This window comes from Ruegeria sp. (assembly GCF_040830605.1).
Lineage (GTDB): Bacteria > Pseudomonadota > Alphaproteobacteria > Rhodobacterales > Rhodobacteraceae > Ruegeria.
On record NZ_JBFOMD010000009.1, the window covers coordinates 78,273 to 93,158 of the forward strand.

General features: G+C 62.6%; 15 protein-coding genes. 13 read left to right on the plus strand and 2 right to left on the minus strand.

The genetic code is table 11. From position 1 onward, the window contains the following. The first annotated feature begins 29 nt into the window (after positions 1-29). Complete coding sequence (locus tag AB3N21_RS14310) at positions 30-710, plus strand: orotate phosphoribosyltransferase (protein WP_367935847.1); 681 nt, start codon at positions 30-32, stop codon at positions 708-710. Between the two features lie 224 nt (positions 711-934). Further along, a complete protein-coding gene (locus AB3N21_RS14315) occupies positions 935-2,425 on the plus strand; it encodes a replicative DNA helicase (protein ID WP_367935848.1) in 1,491 nt (496 codons plus the stop codon). Positions 2,426-2,443: 18 nt separating this feature from the next. Here the strand turns inward: AB3N21_RS14315 and ppk2 are convergent, their stop codons facing one another. Beyond that, entirely contained in the window at positions 2,444-3,235 is a 792-nt protein-coding gene (ppk2, locus tag AB3N21_RS14320; RefSeq protein WP_367935849.1) for a polyphosphate kinase 2, read from the minus strand. Between the two features lie 381 nt (positions 3,236-3,616). Here ppk2 and AB3N21_RS14325 point away from each other — a divergent pair, with 381 nt between their 5' ends. From AB3N21_RS14325 to AB3N21_RS14375, 11 genes are all read left to right on the plus strand, one after another. Then, entirely contained in the window at positions 3,617-4,555 is a 939-nt protein-coding gene (locus AB3N21_RS14325; protein WP_367935850.1) for an isopenicillin N synthase family dioxygenase, read from the plus strand. Positions 4,556-4,602: 47 nt separating this feature from the next. Then, the gene (gene alr / locus AB3N21_RS14330; RefSeq protein ID WP_367935851.1) at positions 4,603-5,637 is read left to right on the plus strand and encodes an alanine racemase; all 1,035 of its coding nucleotides are present in this window, start codon (positions 4,603-4,605) and stop codon (positions 5,635-5,637) included. Beyond that, complete coding sequence (locus tag AB3N21_RS14335; protein ID WP_367935852.1) at positions 5,634-6,416, plus strand: MlaE family ABC transporter permease; 783 nt, start codon at positions 5,634-5,636, stop codon at positions 6,414-6,416. The genes alr and AB3N21_RS14335 overlap by 4 nt, the downstream gene beginning before the upstream one ends. Beyond that, complete coding sequence (locus AB3N21_RS14340) at positions 6,413-7,159, plus strand: ABC transporter ATP-binding protein (protein WP_367935853.1); 747 nt, start codon at positions 6,413-6,415, stop codon at positions 7,157-7,159. Before AB3N21_RS14335 ends, AB3N21_RS14340 begins: the two co-directional genes overlap by 4 nt. 502 nt (positions 7,160-7,661) lie before the next feature. Beyond that, positions 7,662-8,111: a paraquat-inducible protein A gene (locus tag AB3N21_RS14345; protein ID WP_367935854.1), complete on the plus strand. Its 450-nt coding sequence runs from the start codon at positions 7,662-7,664 to the stop codon at positions 8,109-8,111. Positions 8,112-8,253: 142 nt separating this feature from the next. Next, positions 8,254-9,036: a DNA repair protein gene (locus tag AB3N21_RS14350; protein WP_367935855.1), complete on the plus strand. Its 783-nt coding sequence runs from the start codon at positions 8,254-8,256 to the stop codon at positions 9,034-9,036. Between the two features lie 131 nt (positions 9,037-9,167). Then, positions 9,168-10,532, plus strand: a complete 1,365-nt coding sequence (gene radA, locus AB3N21_RS14355) for a DNA repair protein RadA (RefSeq protein ID WP_367935856.1) — start codon at positions 9,168-9,170, stop codon at positions 10,530-10,532. 42 nt (positions 10,533-10,574) lie between these two features. Continuing rightward, on the plus strand, positions 10,575-11,129 hold the full coding sequence (locus AB3N21_RS14360; RefSeq protein ID WP_171174294.1) for a CvpA family protein: 555 nt from the start codon (positions 10,575-10,577) through the stop codon (positions 11,127-11,129). Between the two features lie 197 nt (positions 11,130-11,326). Continuing rightward, positions 11,327-12,784: an amidophosphoribosyltransferase gene (gene purF, locus AB3N21_RS14365; protein WP_367935857.1), complete on the plus strand. Its 1,458-nt coding sequence runs from the start codon at positions 11,327-11,329 to the stop codon at positions 12,782-12,784. A 182-nt stretch (positions 12,785-12,966) separates the two neighbouring features. Beyond that, positions 12,967-13,215: a hypothetical protein gene (locus tag AB3N21_RS14370; RefSeq protein ID WP_367935858.1), complete on the plus strand. Its 249-nt coding sequence runs from the start codon at positions 12,967-12,969 to the stop codon at positions 13,213-13,215. 42 nt (positions 13,216-13,257) lie between these two features. Next, positions 13,258-13,902 carry an SDR family NAD(P)-dependent oxidoreductase gene (locus tag AB3N21_RS14375; protein WP_367935859.1) on the plus strand — a complete coding sequence of 215 codons (645 nt, stop codon included), beginning with the start codon at positions 13,258-13,260 and terminating at the stop codon, positions 13,900-13,902. An 83-nt stretch (positions 13,903-13,985) separates the two neighbouring features. On the opposite strand, the gene AB3N21_RS14380 is transcribed toward AB3N21_RS14375, so the two are convergent. Beyond that, on the minus strand, positions 13,986-14,828 hold the full coding sequence (locus tag AB3N21_RS14380) for an ATP-binding protein (protein WP_367935860.1): 843 nt from the start codon (positions 14,826-14,828) through the stop codon (positions 13,986-13,988). Positions 14,829-14,886 lie beyond the last annotated feature (58 nt).

Genomic DNA, 14,886 nt, shown 5'->3' on the forward strand with positions numbered 1-14,886 from the left:
TCCTCCGCCCCAGAACCGAGGATGTGAGCATGATCCCTTCCAGCTACCCCGACGCCACCGAAATCGCCCGCCTGACTGCGCGGATGCTTTTGGAAATCAAGGCGGTGCATTTCAATGCGCGCGAGCCGTTCACGCTGGCTAGCGGGCTGCCCAGCCCGACCTATATCGACTGCCGCAAGCTGATCTCCTACCCGCGCATCCGCTCGACGCTTATGGATTTCCTGACCGTCACTGTGATGCGCAACGCCGGTTTCGAAGCGTTCGACAATATCGCGGGCGGCGAGACTGCTGGCATCCCCTTTGCCGCTTTTGTGGCCGAGCGCATGGCGCTGCCGATGACCTACGTTCGGAAGAAACCGAAAGGGTACGGTCGCAATGCCCGGATCGAAGGCGCGATGAGCGAAGGACAACGGGTGCTGCTGGTCGAGGATCTGACCACCGACGGTGGCTCGAAACTCAGCTTTGTCGATGCCATCCGCGACACTGGCGCCACCTGCGGGCATACGGCAGTGATCTTCTACTACGGCATCTTCCCCGAGACCGAGAAGACGCTGGGCGATCACGGCGTGCAACTGCACCACCTGTGCACCTGGTGGGACGTGCTGGCCGAGGCCAAGGCGCAGGGTGTTTTCGATCAGGAAACACTGGATGGGGTCGAGGCCTTCTTGAACGATCCGCGCGCCTGGCAGGAAGCAAATAAACCCGCCTGAGCGCCTGTGAGCGCTTTGGGGACAACCCGCCCCGATTCGCGCTCGCGAAACCAAAATCTTGTGGCCTTTGCGACATGGGCCACATGATGTACCATACTCCAAACACCAATAATCAAATCCACAGAGTTATCCCGATGCGGGCCGCCACTTAGCCACAGGGATTTCCAGATGGCGGGAGGCGCAGCCGCAGGTGTAGAAGCTACACCCAGACGGCGGGGACTAGAATGAACGAGATAAGCAATTTCGAGCAGGCTCCGGCCCAGATCCAGAATGCCGACACGATGCCCCACTCGGTGGAGGCAGAGCAGCAGCTTCTGGGGGCCGTACTGACAAACAACGATCTATACGATCGGGTGGCCCAGATCATCGGGCCGGAGCATTTCTACGATCCGGTGCATTCCCGCATCTGGGAGGTGGCGGCGGCGCGCATCGCCAAGAACGCGCTGGCCTCACCCGTCACGCTCAAATCCTTCATGGCCGAGGATGAGGGGCTGAAAGAACTGGGCGGGGCGGCCTATCTGGTCAACCTCGCCGGGGCCTCGATCAGCGCCTTTGCCATCCGCGACTATGCGCAGATGATTTATGACCTCGCCATCCGACGCGAGCTGATCCGGCTGGGCCGCGACATCTCGGACAAGGCGGCACGGGTCGATGTGGCCTCGGAACCCAAAGAACAGATTGTCGAAGCCGAGCAGCAGCTCTATCAGCTCTCTGAGCAAGGACAAACCGAACAGGGGTTCCAATCCTTCCTAAAGGCGGTCACCGAGGCGGTCAACGTCACCAACGAAGCGTATCAGCGCGGCGGCGGCATGGCGGGAATTTCCACCGGGCTGGCCGATCTGGACAAGCAGTTGGGCGGCCTGCACCCCTCGGACCTAATCATCCTGGCCGGGCGCCCGTCGATGGGCAAAACCTCGCTGGCAACCAACATCGCCTTCAATGTGGCCAAATCCTACAAGCGCGGGCAGAAACCGGACGGCTCCGAAGGCGCGGTCGATGGCGGCGTCGTGGGGTTCTTTTCATTGGAGATGAGCGCCGAGCAACTGGCAGGCCGGGTTCTGGCCGAGGCGTCGGAGATTTCGTCCCACAAGATCCGTCAGGGCGACATGACGGAATCCGAGTTCCGCCGTTTCGTCAATGCCGCCAAGGAGTTGGAGGCCTGCCCGCTCTTCATCGACGATACCCCGGCCCTGCCGATCTCGCAGCTTGCAGCACGGGCGCGGCGGCTGAAACGGACCCATGGATTGGACCTGCTGGTGATCGACTACCTACAGCTCTGCCGGGGCATGGCGGAGAATCGGGTGAACGAGATCGCCGAGATTTCCATGGGGATGAAAGCGATTGCCAAGGAGCTGAACATCCCTGTCGTCGCGCTCTCGCAGCTCAGCCGTCAGGTAGAAAACCGTGACGACAAACGGCCGCAACTCAGCGACCTCAGGGAATCAGGCTCGATCGAGCAGGATGCCGACGTGGTGATGTTCGTGTTCCGCGAGGAATACTACAAGGAACGCGAAAAGCCCGGCGACCATGAGTTGGAAAAGATGGAAGAATGGAAGACCGCGATGGAGCGGCTGCACGGCAAAGCCGAGGTCATCGTCGGCAAGCAACGCCACGGCCCCATCGGCACGGTCGAGCTCTCCTTCGAGGCGCAGTTCACCCGTTTTGGCAATCTTGTCAAACCCTGGCAACAGGGCGGCGAGATCGAAGGGTACTAAAGCACTGGTCGGGAACCGCTAAACAAGCTTCGAGTGAACCTCAGGCACGAAGGTCTGATCATCAATTGGCGGCCTGACATAACCCCGCTGCGGCGGGCGGTCTTCAAGCACCACTTTTGAACGCTCGATCTCCTCGTAAGGTATCAGTGACAGAAGGTGGCTGATGCAATTCAGCCGGGCGTGTTTCTTTACATCGGAATTCACCACATACCAAGGCGCCTGCTTGATGTCAGTGTGTGAGAACATGTCGTCCTTGGCCTTGGAATAATCCACCCAGCGCTTCCTGCTTTCCAAATCCATCGGGCTGAGCTTCCACTGCTTGGTGGGATCGGTGAGCCGTTTCTGAAACCGGCGTTCCTGCTCTTCGTCGCTGACCGAAAACCAATATTTGATCAGTTGAATGCCTGCGCGGACCAGCATCCGCTCGAATTCCGGGCAACTACGCATGAATTCCTTGTATTCCTCATCGGTGCAAAACCCCATCACGCGCTCGACACCGGCCCGGTTGTACCACGAGCGGTCAAAGATGATGATCTCGCCAGCGGCTGGCAGATGCGCGACATATCTCTGAAAATACCATTGCGACTTTTCCCGCTCGGTCGGCGCCGGAAGCGCGACGACTTGACAGATCCGAGGGTTCATGGCCTCGGTGATGCGCTTGATGGTCCCGCCCTTGCCCGCTGCATCCCGCCCCTCAAAGACGATGGCAACCCGGTGGCCCGTGTTCTTGACCCATTCCTGGAGCTTTACCAGTTCGATCTGAAGCCGGGCGAGTTCTGCCTCATATGCCTTGTTCGAGATTTTCTTCATTTGGGCCTCCCGCGGGGTTTGAAAATCGCATCGTGGGTCATCCGGTCATCGACAGACGAAACGGTAGTTCTGCGCGGCTGCCCGGGTCGAATTCGGGGCAGCCGCCGATTTGTGTCTCTTTAGCACGTTGAGTCCCAAGGGGTTAAGCGCCCAAACCTGACCTGCGACCAATTCAACCAGGCAAAGCTCTGCAGCCCCCGCGCAACACCCTTGACGCGCCGCGCGTATCGCGCCACTGATCGGGGCATGACACGGAGCCTCTCCCCTTTGCCGCGCCGCGTGACCCTGGCGCGCCATTACGGCCACCGCCGGAAACGGTTTGCGGGTTAGCGCTGGGCGTCTTTTTTGCCCCTGACCTTCCCGTAAACGAACAAGAGCCCCATGACCGAATTCATAGAAATCCCCGTCATCCGGCTGGGCGACCGCCCCGATGCCAAGATCGCAACCGAGTTCCGTGCCGCATACGGCACCACCGGCTTTGGCTATATCGAAGACCACGGTGTCGATCCGGCGCTGGTCGAGGGCGTGTTCGATGCCTCACACCGGTTCCACGCGCTGCCGCTGGCCGAGAAGATGGCCATAGCCGTCGATCACACCCATCGCGGTTACATCCCGATCAATACCTCCACGGATGTAAATTCGACCATCGCCGATGTGACCAAGCCCAACCAATCCGCCAGCTTCATGATGATGCGCGAGGATGCGGCGGCGGATCCGGATGTGTACCTTTCGGGCCCCAATCGCTGGCCCGACCTGCCGGGCTTTCGCGAGACGCTTGAGGCCTATACCGCGGCCATGTCTGGACTGGGGTTGAGATTGATGAAGATCGCCCTGCAAGCGGCTGAGATCGCTGATTTCTCTGCGCTCGACGCGTTCGGAGCACCGACCACATGGCTGCGTCTGCTGCATTACCCTCCGCAACCGCAGGCCAGCCCGGATGACCTCTATGGCTCGGCCCCCCATACGGATTTCGGCTGTCTTACCCTGCTGGCGCAGGACGATGTGGGCGGGCTGCAGGTAAAGACCCCAGGGGGAGCGTGGGTGGATGTACCGAAGCGCCCCGGCAGTTTCGTAGTTAATGTAGGCGACATGCTGCATCGCATGAGCAACGGGCGCCTCTTGTCCACCCCGCACCGGGTCATCAACCGCTCCGGCCGTGAGCGGTATAGTTGCCCGTTTTTCTACGATCCGCATGTGAACACCGTGATTGAGCCGCTCCCGGGAACAGGAAGCCCCCGGTTCCCACCGCTGCTTTTCGCCGATTTCCTGCGCGGCGAGCTTGAAGCGGCCTATGACGCCCATAAACCCACGCAGGGTTAGGGCAATTCCCCCTTGACCTGCCGCGCGCCGATGTCATGAACGGGGCCATGAGTACTGCACGACTGACCATCGATCTGACCGCGCTCGCCGACAACTGGCGGGCGCTTGACGCAAAAACGGGTGTCGAGACCGCCGCCGTGGTCAAGGCGGATGCCTATGGCTTGGGCGTGGAGCCCGCCGCTAAGGCCTTGGCCGGGGCGGGCGCCTGTACCTTTTTTGTTGCAGTCGCAGAAGAAGGCGCAGCCGTGCGACGCGCCGTTGGGCCCGGTCCGATGATCGGCGTGTTCTCGGGCCATATGCAGGGCGACACCGAATTGCTGCGCGATCACGATCTGGTGCCGATGCTGAACTCGGGCGAGCAGTTACTGCGCCACTTCGAGGCACTGCCCGATCATCGCTTTGGCATCCAGCTCGACAGCGGCATGAACCGGCTGGGCATCGAGCCGGTCGACTGGATCGCGCTGCGCGACATCGCGCTTGGCAAAAAGCCGGTTCTGATCATGTCGCATCTGGCCTGCGCCGATGAGCCCGATCACCGGATGAACCAGCGTCAGCTGCGCAATTTCAAGGAAATCACCGACGGCATTCAGGTGCCTCGCTCGCTGGCCGCCACCGGGGGCCTGCTGCTCGGGCCGGAGTATCACTTCGATCTCTGCCGTCCCGGAGTCGGCCTTTATGGCGGCCTGCCTTTTACCGAGGCACGCCCTGTTATCACCGTCGATCTGCCGGTCATTCAGGTGCGCGACGTCGCCGCGGGTGAGACCGTGGGCTATGGCAACACCTGGACCGCGCGCCGGGCCTCACGCATCGCCACCGTGTCCGCCGGATATGCCGACGGGCTGCAGCGCGCTATCGGCGGTGGCATCGACGCGTTCGCCAATGGTCAACCCTGCCCGATGGTGGGCCGGGTCTCGATGGACCTGATCACCGTGGACGTTACGGACGTGCAGGATATCCCCGACAGCCTGCGCATCCTCAACGGGCATCAGACCGTGGACGATCTGGCCGAGGCTGCTGGCACCATCGGCTATGAAATCCTCACCTCGCTCGGTGCGCGCTATGCCCGGGACTACGTGGCATGACCCCTGCCCGCCTTCTGGCCCGGATCGGCCGTGTTGTCCTGACCGTGCTGGCCGCCTTTGGCCGCGTGGCCCTGTTCGGCCTCGATGCGTTGTCGCATGTCTTTCGCCCGCCCTATTACCCGCGCGAATTCTTCTGGGCGCTGCTGAACATCGGCTGGCTGTCGCTGCCGGTTGTCGGCCTGACCGCCATCTTCACCGGCGGCGCGCTGGCGCTGCAGATCTATGCCGGCGGCGCCCGCTTCAATGCCGAGGCCGTGGTGCCGCAGATCGTCGCCATCGGCATGGTGCGCGAACTGGGCCCGGTGCTGGTGGGCCTGATGATCGCGGCGCGCGTAACGTCATCCATCGCCGCCGAGATCGCCACGATGAAAGTGACCGAGCAGATCGACGCGCTGGTCACGCTCTCGACCCATCCGATGAAATACCTGACCGCCCCCCGCGTGCTGGCCGCGCTGGTCACGGTGCCGGCGCTGGTGGGCGTGGGCGACATCATCGGCATCGCCGGGGGCTATACGGTTGCCACGCAGAATCTGGGTTTTAACTCAGCGGCTTACCTGAAGAACACCGTGGACTTTCTTGAATTGCGCGATATCGTCTCGTCGCTGGTCAAGGGTGCCGCCTTCGGCGTCATCGCCGCCGTCATGGGCTGCTATTACGGCATGAACTCGGGCCGCGGCGCGCAGGGCGTGGGCCGCGCCACCAAGGGCTCGGTCGAGGCAGCAGCCGTGCTGATCTTGGCCGCCAACTTCGTTCTCACGGGGGTGTTTTTCTCGCTATGATCCGGATGGAGAACGTGCACAAGGCCTTTGGCGACAACAGCGTGTTGCAGGGCCTGAACCTGGAGATTCCCAAGGGCTCGTCCATGGTCATCATCGGCGGGTCGGGCACCGGCAAATCGGTGGCGCTGAAATGCATCCTCGGGCTGATCGCGCCCGATAGCGGCAAGATCTATGTGGACGGCAAGGACGCCTCAACCGGCGACCGGGATGCGTTTCTGGCCAGGTTCGGGATGCTGTTTCAGGGTGGTGCGCTATTCGACTCCCTGCCCGTCTGGCAGAACGTGGCCTTCCGCTTGCTGCGCGGCTCGCTGAAACGCCCGGCAGACGAGGCGCGCGAGATCGCCATCGAGAAACTCCGCCGCGTCGGCTTGCGCGCCAAGGTGGCCGACCTCTACCCCTCGGAACTGTCGGGCGGGATGCAGAAACGCGTGGGTCTGGCCCGCGCCATCGCCGCCGAGCCCGAGATCATCTTTTTTGACGAGCCCACCACCGGTCTGGACCCAATCATGTCCGGCGTCATCAACGACCTGATCCGCGAGATCGTGGTCGAGATGGGGGCCACTGCGATGACCATCACCCACGACATGAGTTCGGTCCGCGCGATTGCCGACAACGTGGCGATGTTGCATGACGGGGTGATCCAGTGGACGGGGCCTGTGAACCAGATGGACGCCTCGGGCGATCCCTATCTGGAGCAGTTCATCACCGGCAGCGCCGAGGGGCCGATCGAGGCAGTGCGGTGAACGCCACGATGCTAGCTCTTATGCTGGCCAGCCCTTTCGGGGCTGCCGTTTCGACAATGGCGACCGGTTGGAAGTTGCGGCGGGTTACACCCCTTCGACTCACCGGAACCTCTCTTATCGCGTTGCCGGTTTTCGTTTGCGCCTGGATTCTCTTTTCTTTCTTTCTGTCCGGCGCTTCGCCGGCCTGGCTCATACAAAGTTGGATACCTGTCCTGCCGATAATCCTGAGTTGGTCCGCCATCATTGGGCTTCTCATCCGCGCTTTGGTCAAGGGTACCGCACCGGTTTTGGCAGCCATCTCCATAGTTTTGACGCTGGTCACAGCATATGTGGTTTTCGGCGTGCTGTACTTGGGATAATCCGTGCGGCCTTCCGCCGCCCCGCCTGGCATCAACGCGATACCTCAGTAAAAGCATCCACAGCATAAGTCGTCGAACTTTGTGTAACCTATCGCGCGCCCAAATCGTTGCGCACAGCCCCCAAACCCCCTACCTCTTGGCCCATGCCCGTCCGCCTCGCCACCCTCTCTCTCCTGATCCTCTACCCCATCGCGTGGTTCGCCCCGCTAATGCGAGCCGGTCTCCTGCCGATCTTTGGCCTCAGCGAAATCAGCGTCATTACCGGACTGCAGTCGCTCTGGCGCTCGGACGTATTCCTGGCCCTTGTGGTCACCGCCTTCGCCCTCTTCGCGCCCTATCTCAAAACCATCGGTCTGGCGCTGGTGCAGTGGCAACTTCTCGACCCACGTGTGCAACCCGTCCTGCACATCCTCGGCAAGCTCGCCATGGCCGACATCTTTCTCATCGCGCTCTACATCACGTTGGCCAAAGGCATTTCCTACGCAACGATCGAGACCGCCTGGGGCCTCTATCTCTTCACCGGCTGCATTCTGGTCTCATTCCTGCTGGGACACCTCACTGAAACAAAGATGAAACAACATATGATTGATTAAAAACGATAATTTATGCTATCATCGGGGCATTCGAGCAGCAAAGTTTATTTCGAGTTTGGATCCGTTGCGGATCGTCCTGATTGGTTCATGGCTCTCCCACCCGGGTCCGGCACAAGTCCGGTTTCGAAAGGAGAGGGTTTTTATGACCGCCCTTCACACAGTCATTTATCTACTACACACTTGGTTTTTTCGCCTGACCTTTGCTCTGATCTGCGTTGCCGCCCTACTGTCCGTGACCGCCACTTTACTGGCCGCTGTTGGCGTCTGGCCGTGGCTCTCGGTTCAGGCCGGGCTGGGCGACACCCTGCATCCACAGGCCGGCATGATCGCTCAGGTCGCACTCACGGCCCTGATCGTGATGCTGGCCTTCTACCTGCCCGCAAATGCTCGCATCATGGCGCTTGAGCACACGCATCGCAGCTTTGCGCTCGGGATGCAGGACGTGGTGCAGGCCTACCGGATCGCCCATCGCGCAGACCGTGGTGAGCAATTTCAACTTGCCTCCGAGTTCGACGCGGTCAAGGAACGGCTGGCGTTTCTCAGCCAGCATCCCGATCTGGGCGATCTGGAACCCGGCGTGCTGGAACTGGCCGCGCAGATGAGCCAGGTCAGCCATGAAATCGCCGAGGTCTATTCCGATGCCAAGGTCGAACGCGCCCGCACCTTCTTGCGGCAGCGGCAGGAGGAGATGGCGCAGTTCACCGAACGGCTGGAAGAGGCCAAGATCATCATGCACGAGCTGCGGCAATGGACCCGCGATGTCGAGATCGAAGAGGCCATCGCCAAATCCCACCTCGCCCGGCTGCGCGACGAACTGTTCGAGCTGCTGCCCGAGCTTTCGGCCCAGCTCCGCTCGCCGCCCGACGGCAGCGATCCCTCGGCCGCCAGCGTCATCGCCATGCAACCGCCCCGCGCCGCGGAGTAGGCGCCAAGGCCCGTCAGGGCCGCCCGGCCGCGACGAGGGCCCGCCGGGCCTGAGGAGAGGCCGAGCCACCGGCGGCGATGAATGCCCGCAAGGGCTTGAAGAGCCGCCCCGCCTCGGGCACCAAGGGCGGCATGGCAAAGACGAAATCTTTCTCCTGCTCCGCCTGCGGGGCCGCGCATGCCCGCTGGACCGGACGCTGCGACGGCTGCGGCGCGTGGAACACAATCGTGCAAGAGGCGCCGCTGTCCGCTGGCCCCGCCTCAAAATCGCTGGGCACCCGGCGCGGACAGGCCATCGCGTTGTCCGATCTTGCCACCGAAGAAGCACCTCCGCCCCGCACGCTCTGTGGCGTGGCCGAACTGGACCGGGTGCTGGGCGGTGGGCTGGTACCCGCCTCGGCGATCCTCGTGGGCGGTGATCCGGGGATCGGCAAATCCACCCTGCTGTTGCAAGCCGCCGCTCGCTTCGCCCGCACCGGGCTCAAGACGATCTACGTTTCCGGCGAAGAGGCCAGCGCGCAGGTTCGCATGCGTGCCCGGAGGCTGGGGCTGGCGGATGCACCGGTGCAACTGGCCGCCGAGACCAATCTGCGCGACATCCTCACTACGCTCGAGGCCGAAAAACCCGGCCTCGCGATCATCGATTCGATTCAGACCATGTGGGCCGACAATGTGGACAGCGCCCCGGGTTCGGTCAGTCAGGTCCGCGCCGCCGCGCATGAGCTGACGTCTTTTGCCAAACGGCACGGCATCTCGATCATCATGGTGGGTCACGTCACCAAGGACGGCCAGATCGCAGGCCCCCGTGTGGTCGAACACATGGTCGATACCGTGCTCTATTTCGAAGGCGAACGCGGCCATCAGTTCCGCATCCTGCGCGCGGTCAAGAACCGCTTTGGCCCGGCGGATGAGATCGGTGTCTTTGAGATGACCGGCGCCGGACTGGCCGAGGTCACCAACCCCTCGGCCCTGTTCCTGTCCGAACGCGGCACCCCCAGCCCCGGCTCCGCCGTCTTTGCCGGGATCGAAGGCACAAGGCCGGTGCTGGTCGAGCTGCAGGCGCTGGTCGCCTCCTCACCCCATTCGCAGCCCCGCCGCACCGTGGTCGGCTGGGATGGCGGGCGGCTGGCGATGATCCTGGCGGTGCTCGAGGCGCGTTGCGGCATCCCGTTTGCCGGGCTTGACGTTTACCTGAATGTGGCCGGCGGTCTGAAGATCTCGGAACCCGCCGCCGATCTGGCCGTCGCCGCAGCCCTGTTGAGTGCGCGCGAAGACGCCGCCCTGCCCGCCGATTGCGTGGTTTTCGGCGAGATTTCCCTCTCAGGCGCGCTCAGACCCGCCTCTCAGACCGAAAACAGGTTGAAAGAGGCGCAAAAACTTGGTTTCACAGCCGCGATTGCTCCGGCGGGTGGCAAAACCGGCACTGTTGCAGGACTGACACTGACCCGGCCCGGTGATTTGACCGGCTTTGTTGGCGAAACGTTCGGGGCAGGTTAGGATCGCGCCCAAAAAGGGCAGAGGAAAGAACAGGCGAGGGCCATGGAAGGTTTCACCATTATTGACGGGGTCGTTGCCCTGATCATCGTTTTATCGGCGCTTCTGGCGTATTCGCGGGGCATCGTGCGCGAGACCATGGCGATCCTCGGCTGGGTCGGCGCCGCCATCCTGGCCTTCATCTTCGCGCCGCAGGCGATGCCGCTGATCCGCGAGGTTCCGGTTGTGGGCGAATTCCTGAGAGACAGTTGCGAGCTGTCGGTGATCACCTCCTTTGCTGCCGTCTTTGCGCTGGCGTTGATCGTGGTCAGCGTCTTTACACCGCTGTTTTCCTCGCTGGTGCAGCGCTCGGCCCTTGGCGGTCTGGATCAGGCGCTTGGGTTCTTCTTCGGCGTGGCGCGGGGCATCCTGCTGGTGGCGATCGCCTTCTTTGTCTACGACACCGTGATGACCGGCCAAAATTTCACCATCGTGGATGAAAGCCGCTCGGCACTGGTTTTTGCCCAGATGAGCGACAAGATCGAGGAACAGAACCCCGAACAGGCGCTGGGTTGGGTCACGCAGCAATACGAGGATCTGGTGGGCACCTGCGCCCAGTGATCCCGACCACACCGCGAATGAGCACATGCCCGGCCTCTGGTCGGGCATTTTCGTTGGCCCGACGCGTGACCGGAAAACCGCAACCCGCCTGCGGCAAAACGCGATTGTGATCCTTTGATGACAGCAGCGGTCTGAGGCATTATGTGGGGGCCAGACCTGCAATGGAATCGGAGCTGCCTGCCTTGCAAAGCCCGCAGATGCCCACCCACCCTTTTGACGACGACAAACTCCGCGAGGAATGCGGGATATTCGGTGTCAACGGCGTCAAGGATGCCGCAACTTTCGTCGCATTGGGTCTGCACGCCCTGCAACATCGGGGACAAGAGGCCGGCGGCATCGTCAGCCATGACCCCGAGCAAGGGTTCAACAACGCCCGCCGCTTCGGTTATGTGCGCGACAACTTCACCTCGGCCAATATCATGAAGACCCTGCCGGGACCGCTGGCAATCGGCCATGTGCGCTATTCCACGGCAGGCTCCAAGGGCCAGACGGCGATCCGCGACGTGCAGCCGTTTTTTGGCGAATTCTCGATGGGCGGTGCGGCGATTGCCCATAACGGCAACATCACCAATGCCAACTCACTGCGGCGGGAACTGATCGAGCGCGGCTCGATCTTTCAAAGCTCATCGGACAGCGAATGCATCATCCATCTGATGGCGCGGTCGTTGCAGCGCAACATCCCCGAGCGGATGGAGGACGCGCTGCGCCGGGTCGAGGGCGCGTTCTCAGTCGTGGCCATGACCCGCACCAAGCTCATCGGCGTGCGCGATCCCCTGGGCGTGCGCCCACTGGTGCTAGGCAGGATCGGCGATGGCTGGTGTCTGTCCTCTGAAACCTGCGCGCTGGACATCATCGGCGCCGAATTCATCCGCGAGATCGAACCGGGCGAGATGGTGGTCATCACCAAGGACGGCAATGTCGAGACCCACTTTCCGTTCCGGCCGCAACCGTCGAAGTTTTGCATCTTCGAGCACGTGTATTTCTCACGCCCCGACTCGATCCTGGGCGGGCGTTCGGTCTATGAAACGCGCGAGGCCATCGGACGCGAACTGGCCAAGGAGAGCCCTGTCGAGGCCGATCTGGTTTGCCCGGTGCCGGACAGCGGCACGCCCGCGGCCATCGGCTATTCGCTTGAATCGGGCATTCCCTACGCGATGGGAATCATCCGCAACCAGTATATGGGCCGCACCTTCATCGAGCCCACCGAGCAGATCCGCAACATGGGTGTACGGCTGAAACTGAATGTGAACCGGGCGCTGATTCAGGGCAAACGGGTCATTCTGGTGGATGACTCGGTGGTGCGCGGAACCACCAGCCGCAAGATCAAGGAGATGATCCTGGATGCCGGCGCCAAGGAGGTACATTTCCGCATCGCCTCGCCTCCGACCGCATGGCCCTGCTTCTATGGTGTAGATACACCAAAACGCGAAAAGCTGCTGGCTGCGACCATGACCGAGCAGGAGATGACCGAACACCTGGCGGTCGACAGCCTGAAATTCATATCGCTCGACGGGCTCTACCGTGCCGTGGGCGAATCGCAAGGGCGCGACAAGGGCTGCCCGCAATACTGCGATGCCTGTTTCTCGGGCGAGTACCCGGTGACGCCGGCCGATATGGTCGAACAGGGTTTCAAAATGCAGCCTGCGGCGGAATAACCAAGCAGGAACAATGCGATCCAGGAAAAGGGGCCGTTCGGCCCTTTTTTCATAGCGTAAAACGACGTGGCGGCATGGTTTCGCCTTTGTGATCCAGCGCCCCTTTTCCATCCTCGGGGCGTTTGATACCAGCCCCTCAACCACTCATCAAAGGGGTCCGGGTTTTGCCCGGACCGCACATCATGTCGAATTCGAAAGTCAAGGGCGCGGCCACGCAGAAGGGCGCGCTGAGCAGGAACGCCGTTTCGGTGCTGGGCGTCTTCGGTCCGGACAGCGATCTGCGCGCGCTGATGCGCCTGTCGAGCGGACGGGTGAAGGAAGTCAAGCCGGGCAGCCGGGTGGCCTCGGGCACCGTCGTGGCCATCGACAAGACCGGAGTTTTGCTGCGACAAAGCGGCCAGACCCGGCGGATCGACATCCCCGGAAGCTGATCGCGGCTTGACGGGCCGGGCGCGCGGGTTCAAACCGCGCCCATGACCGATCAGACCAAACTCGCCCTCATCACCGGTGCCTCGCGCGGCCTGGGCGCCGCGCTGGCCGAGGCTCTGGCCCCAACCCACCACATCGTCGCCGTCGCCCGCACCACTGGCGCGCTGGAAGAGCTGGATGACCGCATCCGCGCCAAAGGCGGGTCCGCCACGCTGGCGCCGATGGACATCACCGAGCCTGCAGCCATGGCGACGCTGTGCCGGGGCGTCCATGACCGCTGGGGTAAGCTGGACCTGTGGCTGCACACCGCGATCCACACCGCGCCGCTGACCCCTGCCCCCTCGGTCGATCCCAAGGACTGGACCAAATCAGTCGCGGTCAACGCCACCGCGACCTCGATGCTAATCCCTTACGTGGCACCGCTCCTGGGCGTGGAAGGTCAGGCGGTGTTCTTTGACGACCCCAAGGCAGGTGAGAAGTTCTATGGGGCCTATGGCGCCAGCAAGGCGGCGCAGATGGCGCTGGCGCGCAGCTGGGCCGCCGAGACGGTCAGGACCGGACCGCGCGTGACCATCGTGGAACCCGCACCGATGCCCACCGCCCTGCGCGCCCGGTTCCATCCGGGCGAGGATCGCGCAGTGTTGACGGCGCCGGCGGATGAGGCGGCACGCATTGTGGCGGTGCTGTAAATATGGCCCGTTCCGGGCCAAGCCTCCGGCGGGAGTATTTTTGAAAAGATGAGGATGTGGCGGCGCCAGGCGGGGCGCCATTTTCATTGGATATGGACACCGTTCCGGCCTGCAAGGTCGACGAAGAACTGCCAGGCCACTCGGCCCGAGCGGGCACCGCGTGTCGCCTGCCATTCGATAGCCTCGGCGCGCAGGGTTTCGGCCGCGACGCTAACCCCATAGGCCTCGCAATAGCGGTCGATCATCGCCAAGTATTCGTCCTGATCGCAGGGGTGGAAGCCCAGCCAGAGGCCGAACCGGTCGCTGAGCGAGACCTTTTCCTCGACCGCCTCGGAGGGGTTGATGGCACTGGAGCGTTCGTTCTCGATCATGTCGCGCGGCATCAGGTGGCGGCGGTTCGAGGTGGCGTAGAAGACGACGTTTTCAGGGCGGCCCTCGATGCCGCCATCCAGCACCGCCTTGAGCGATTTGTAATGCTGATCGTCATGGCTGAAGGACAGGTCGTCGCAGAACAGGATGAACCGGTACGGCGCGGCGCGCAGGTGATTGAGCAGGCGCGCAACCGAGCCCATGTCCTCGCGCTGCAGTTCAACCAGCTTCAGGTCCGGGTGTTCGGCCTGCAGGGTGCCGTGCACCGCCTTGACAAGGCTCGATTTGCCCATCCCGCGGGCACCCCAGAGAAGTGCGTTGTTGGCCTTGAACCCATTCGCAAACCGGCGCGTGTTATCCAGCAACGTGTCGCGGGAGCGGTTGATGCCCACCAGCAGGTCCAGATCGACGCGATTGACCTGATGCACCGGTTCCAGCCGGTCCGGCTCCACATTCCAGACAAAGGCCGGGGCCGCATTGAAATCGGGGGCGGCCAGCGGCGCGGGCGCCATCCGCTCCAGCGCCTCGGCGATGCGGGTCAGGGCTTGGGTCTCCATGCGCTCCTCCAATACTCCGGCGGTTCAAACCATGTTCGCGGCGCCGCAGCAAGACTTG

Coding starts and splice junctions, on each gene's coding strand:
- AB3N21_RS14310 (WP_367935847.1), top strand. CDS start 30: ATGATCCCTTCCAGCTACCCCGACGCCACCGAAATCGCCCGCCTGACT.
- AB3N21_RS14315 (WP_367935848.1), top strand. CDS start 935: ATGAACGAGATAAGCAATTTCGAGCAGGCTCCGGCCCAGATCCAGAAT.
- ppk2 (WP_367935849.1), bottom strand. CDS start 3,235: ATGAAGAAAATCTCGAACAAGGCATATGAGGCAGAACTCGCCCGGCTT.
- AB3N21_RS14325 (WP_367935850.1), top strand. CDS start 3,617: ATGACCGAATTCATAGAAATCCCCGTCATCCGGCTGGGCGACCGCCCC.
- alr (WP_367935851.1), top strand. CDS start 4,603: ATGAGTACTGCACGACTGACCATCGATCTGACCGCGCTCGCCGACAAC.
- AB3N21_RS14335 (WP_367935852.1), top strand. CDS start 5,634: ATGACCCCTGCCCGCCTTCTGGCCCGGATCGGCCGTGTTGTCCTGACC.
- AB3N21_RS14340 (WP_367935853.1), top strand. CDS start 6,413: ATGATCCGGATGGAGAACGTGCACAAGGCCTTTGGCGACAACAGCGTG.
- AB3N21_RS14345 (WP_367935854.1), top strand. CDS start 7,662: ATGCCCGTCCGCCTCGCCACCCTCTCTCTCCTGATCCTCTACCCCATC.
- AB3N21_RS14350 (WP_367935855.1), top strand. CDS start 8,254: ATGACCGCCCTTCACACAGTCATTTATCTACTACACACTTGGTTTTTT.
- radA (WP_367935856.1), top strand. CDS start 9,168: ATGGCAAAGACGAAATCTTTCTCCTGCTCCGCCTGCGGGGCCGCGCAT.
- AB3N21_RS14360 (WP_171174294.1), top strand. CDS start 10,575: ATGGAAGGTTTCACCATTATTGACGGGGTCGTTGCCCTGATCATCGTT.
- purF (WP_367935857.1), top strand. CDS start 11,327: ATGCCCACCCACCCTTTTGACGACGACAAACTCCGCGAGGAATGCGGG.
- AB3N21_RS14370 (WP_367935858.1), top strand. CDS start 12,967: ATGTCGAATTCGAAAGTCAAGGGCGCGGCCACGCAGAAGGGCGCGCTG.
- AB3N21_RS14375 (WP_367935859.1), top strand. CDS start 13,258: ATGACCGATCAGACCAAACTCGCCCTCATCACCGGTGCCTCGCGCGGC.
- AB3N21_RS14380 (WP_367935860.1), bottom strand. CDS start 14,828: ATGGAGACCCAAGCCCTGACCCGCATCGCCGAGGCGCTGGAGCGGATG.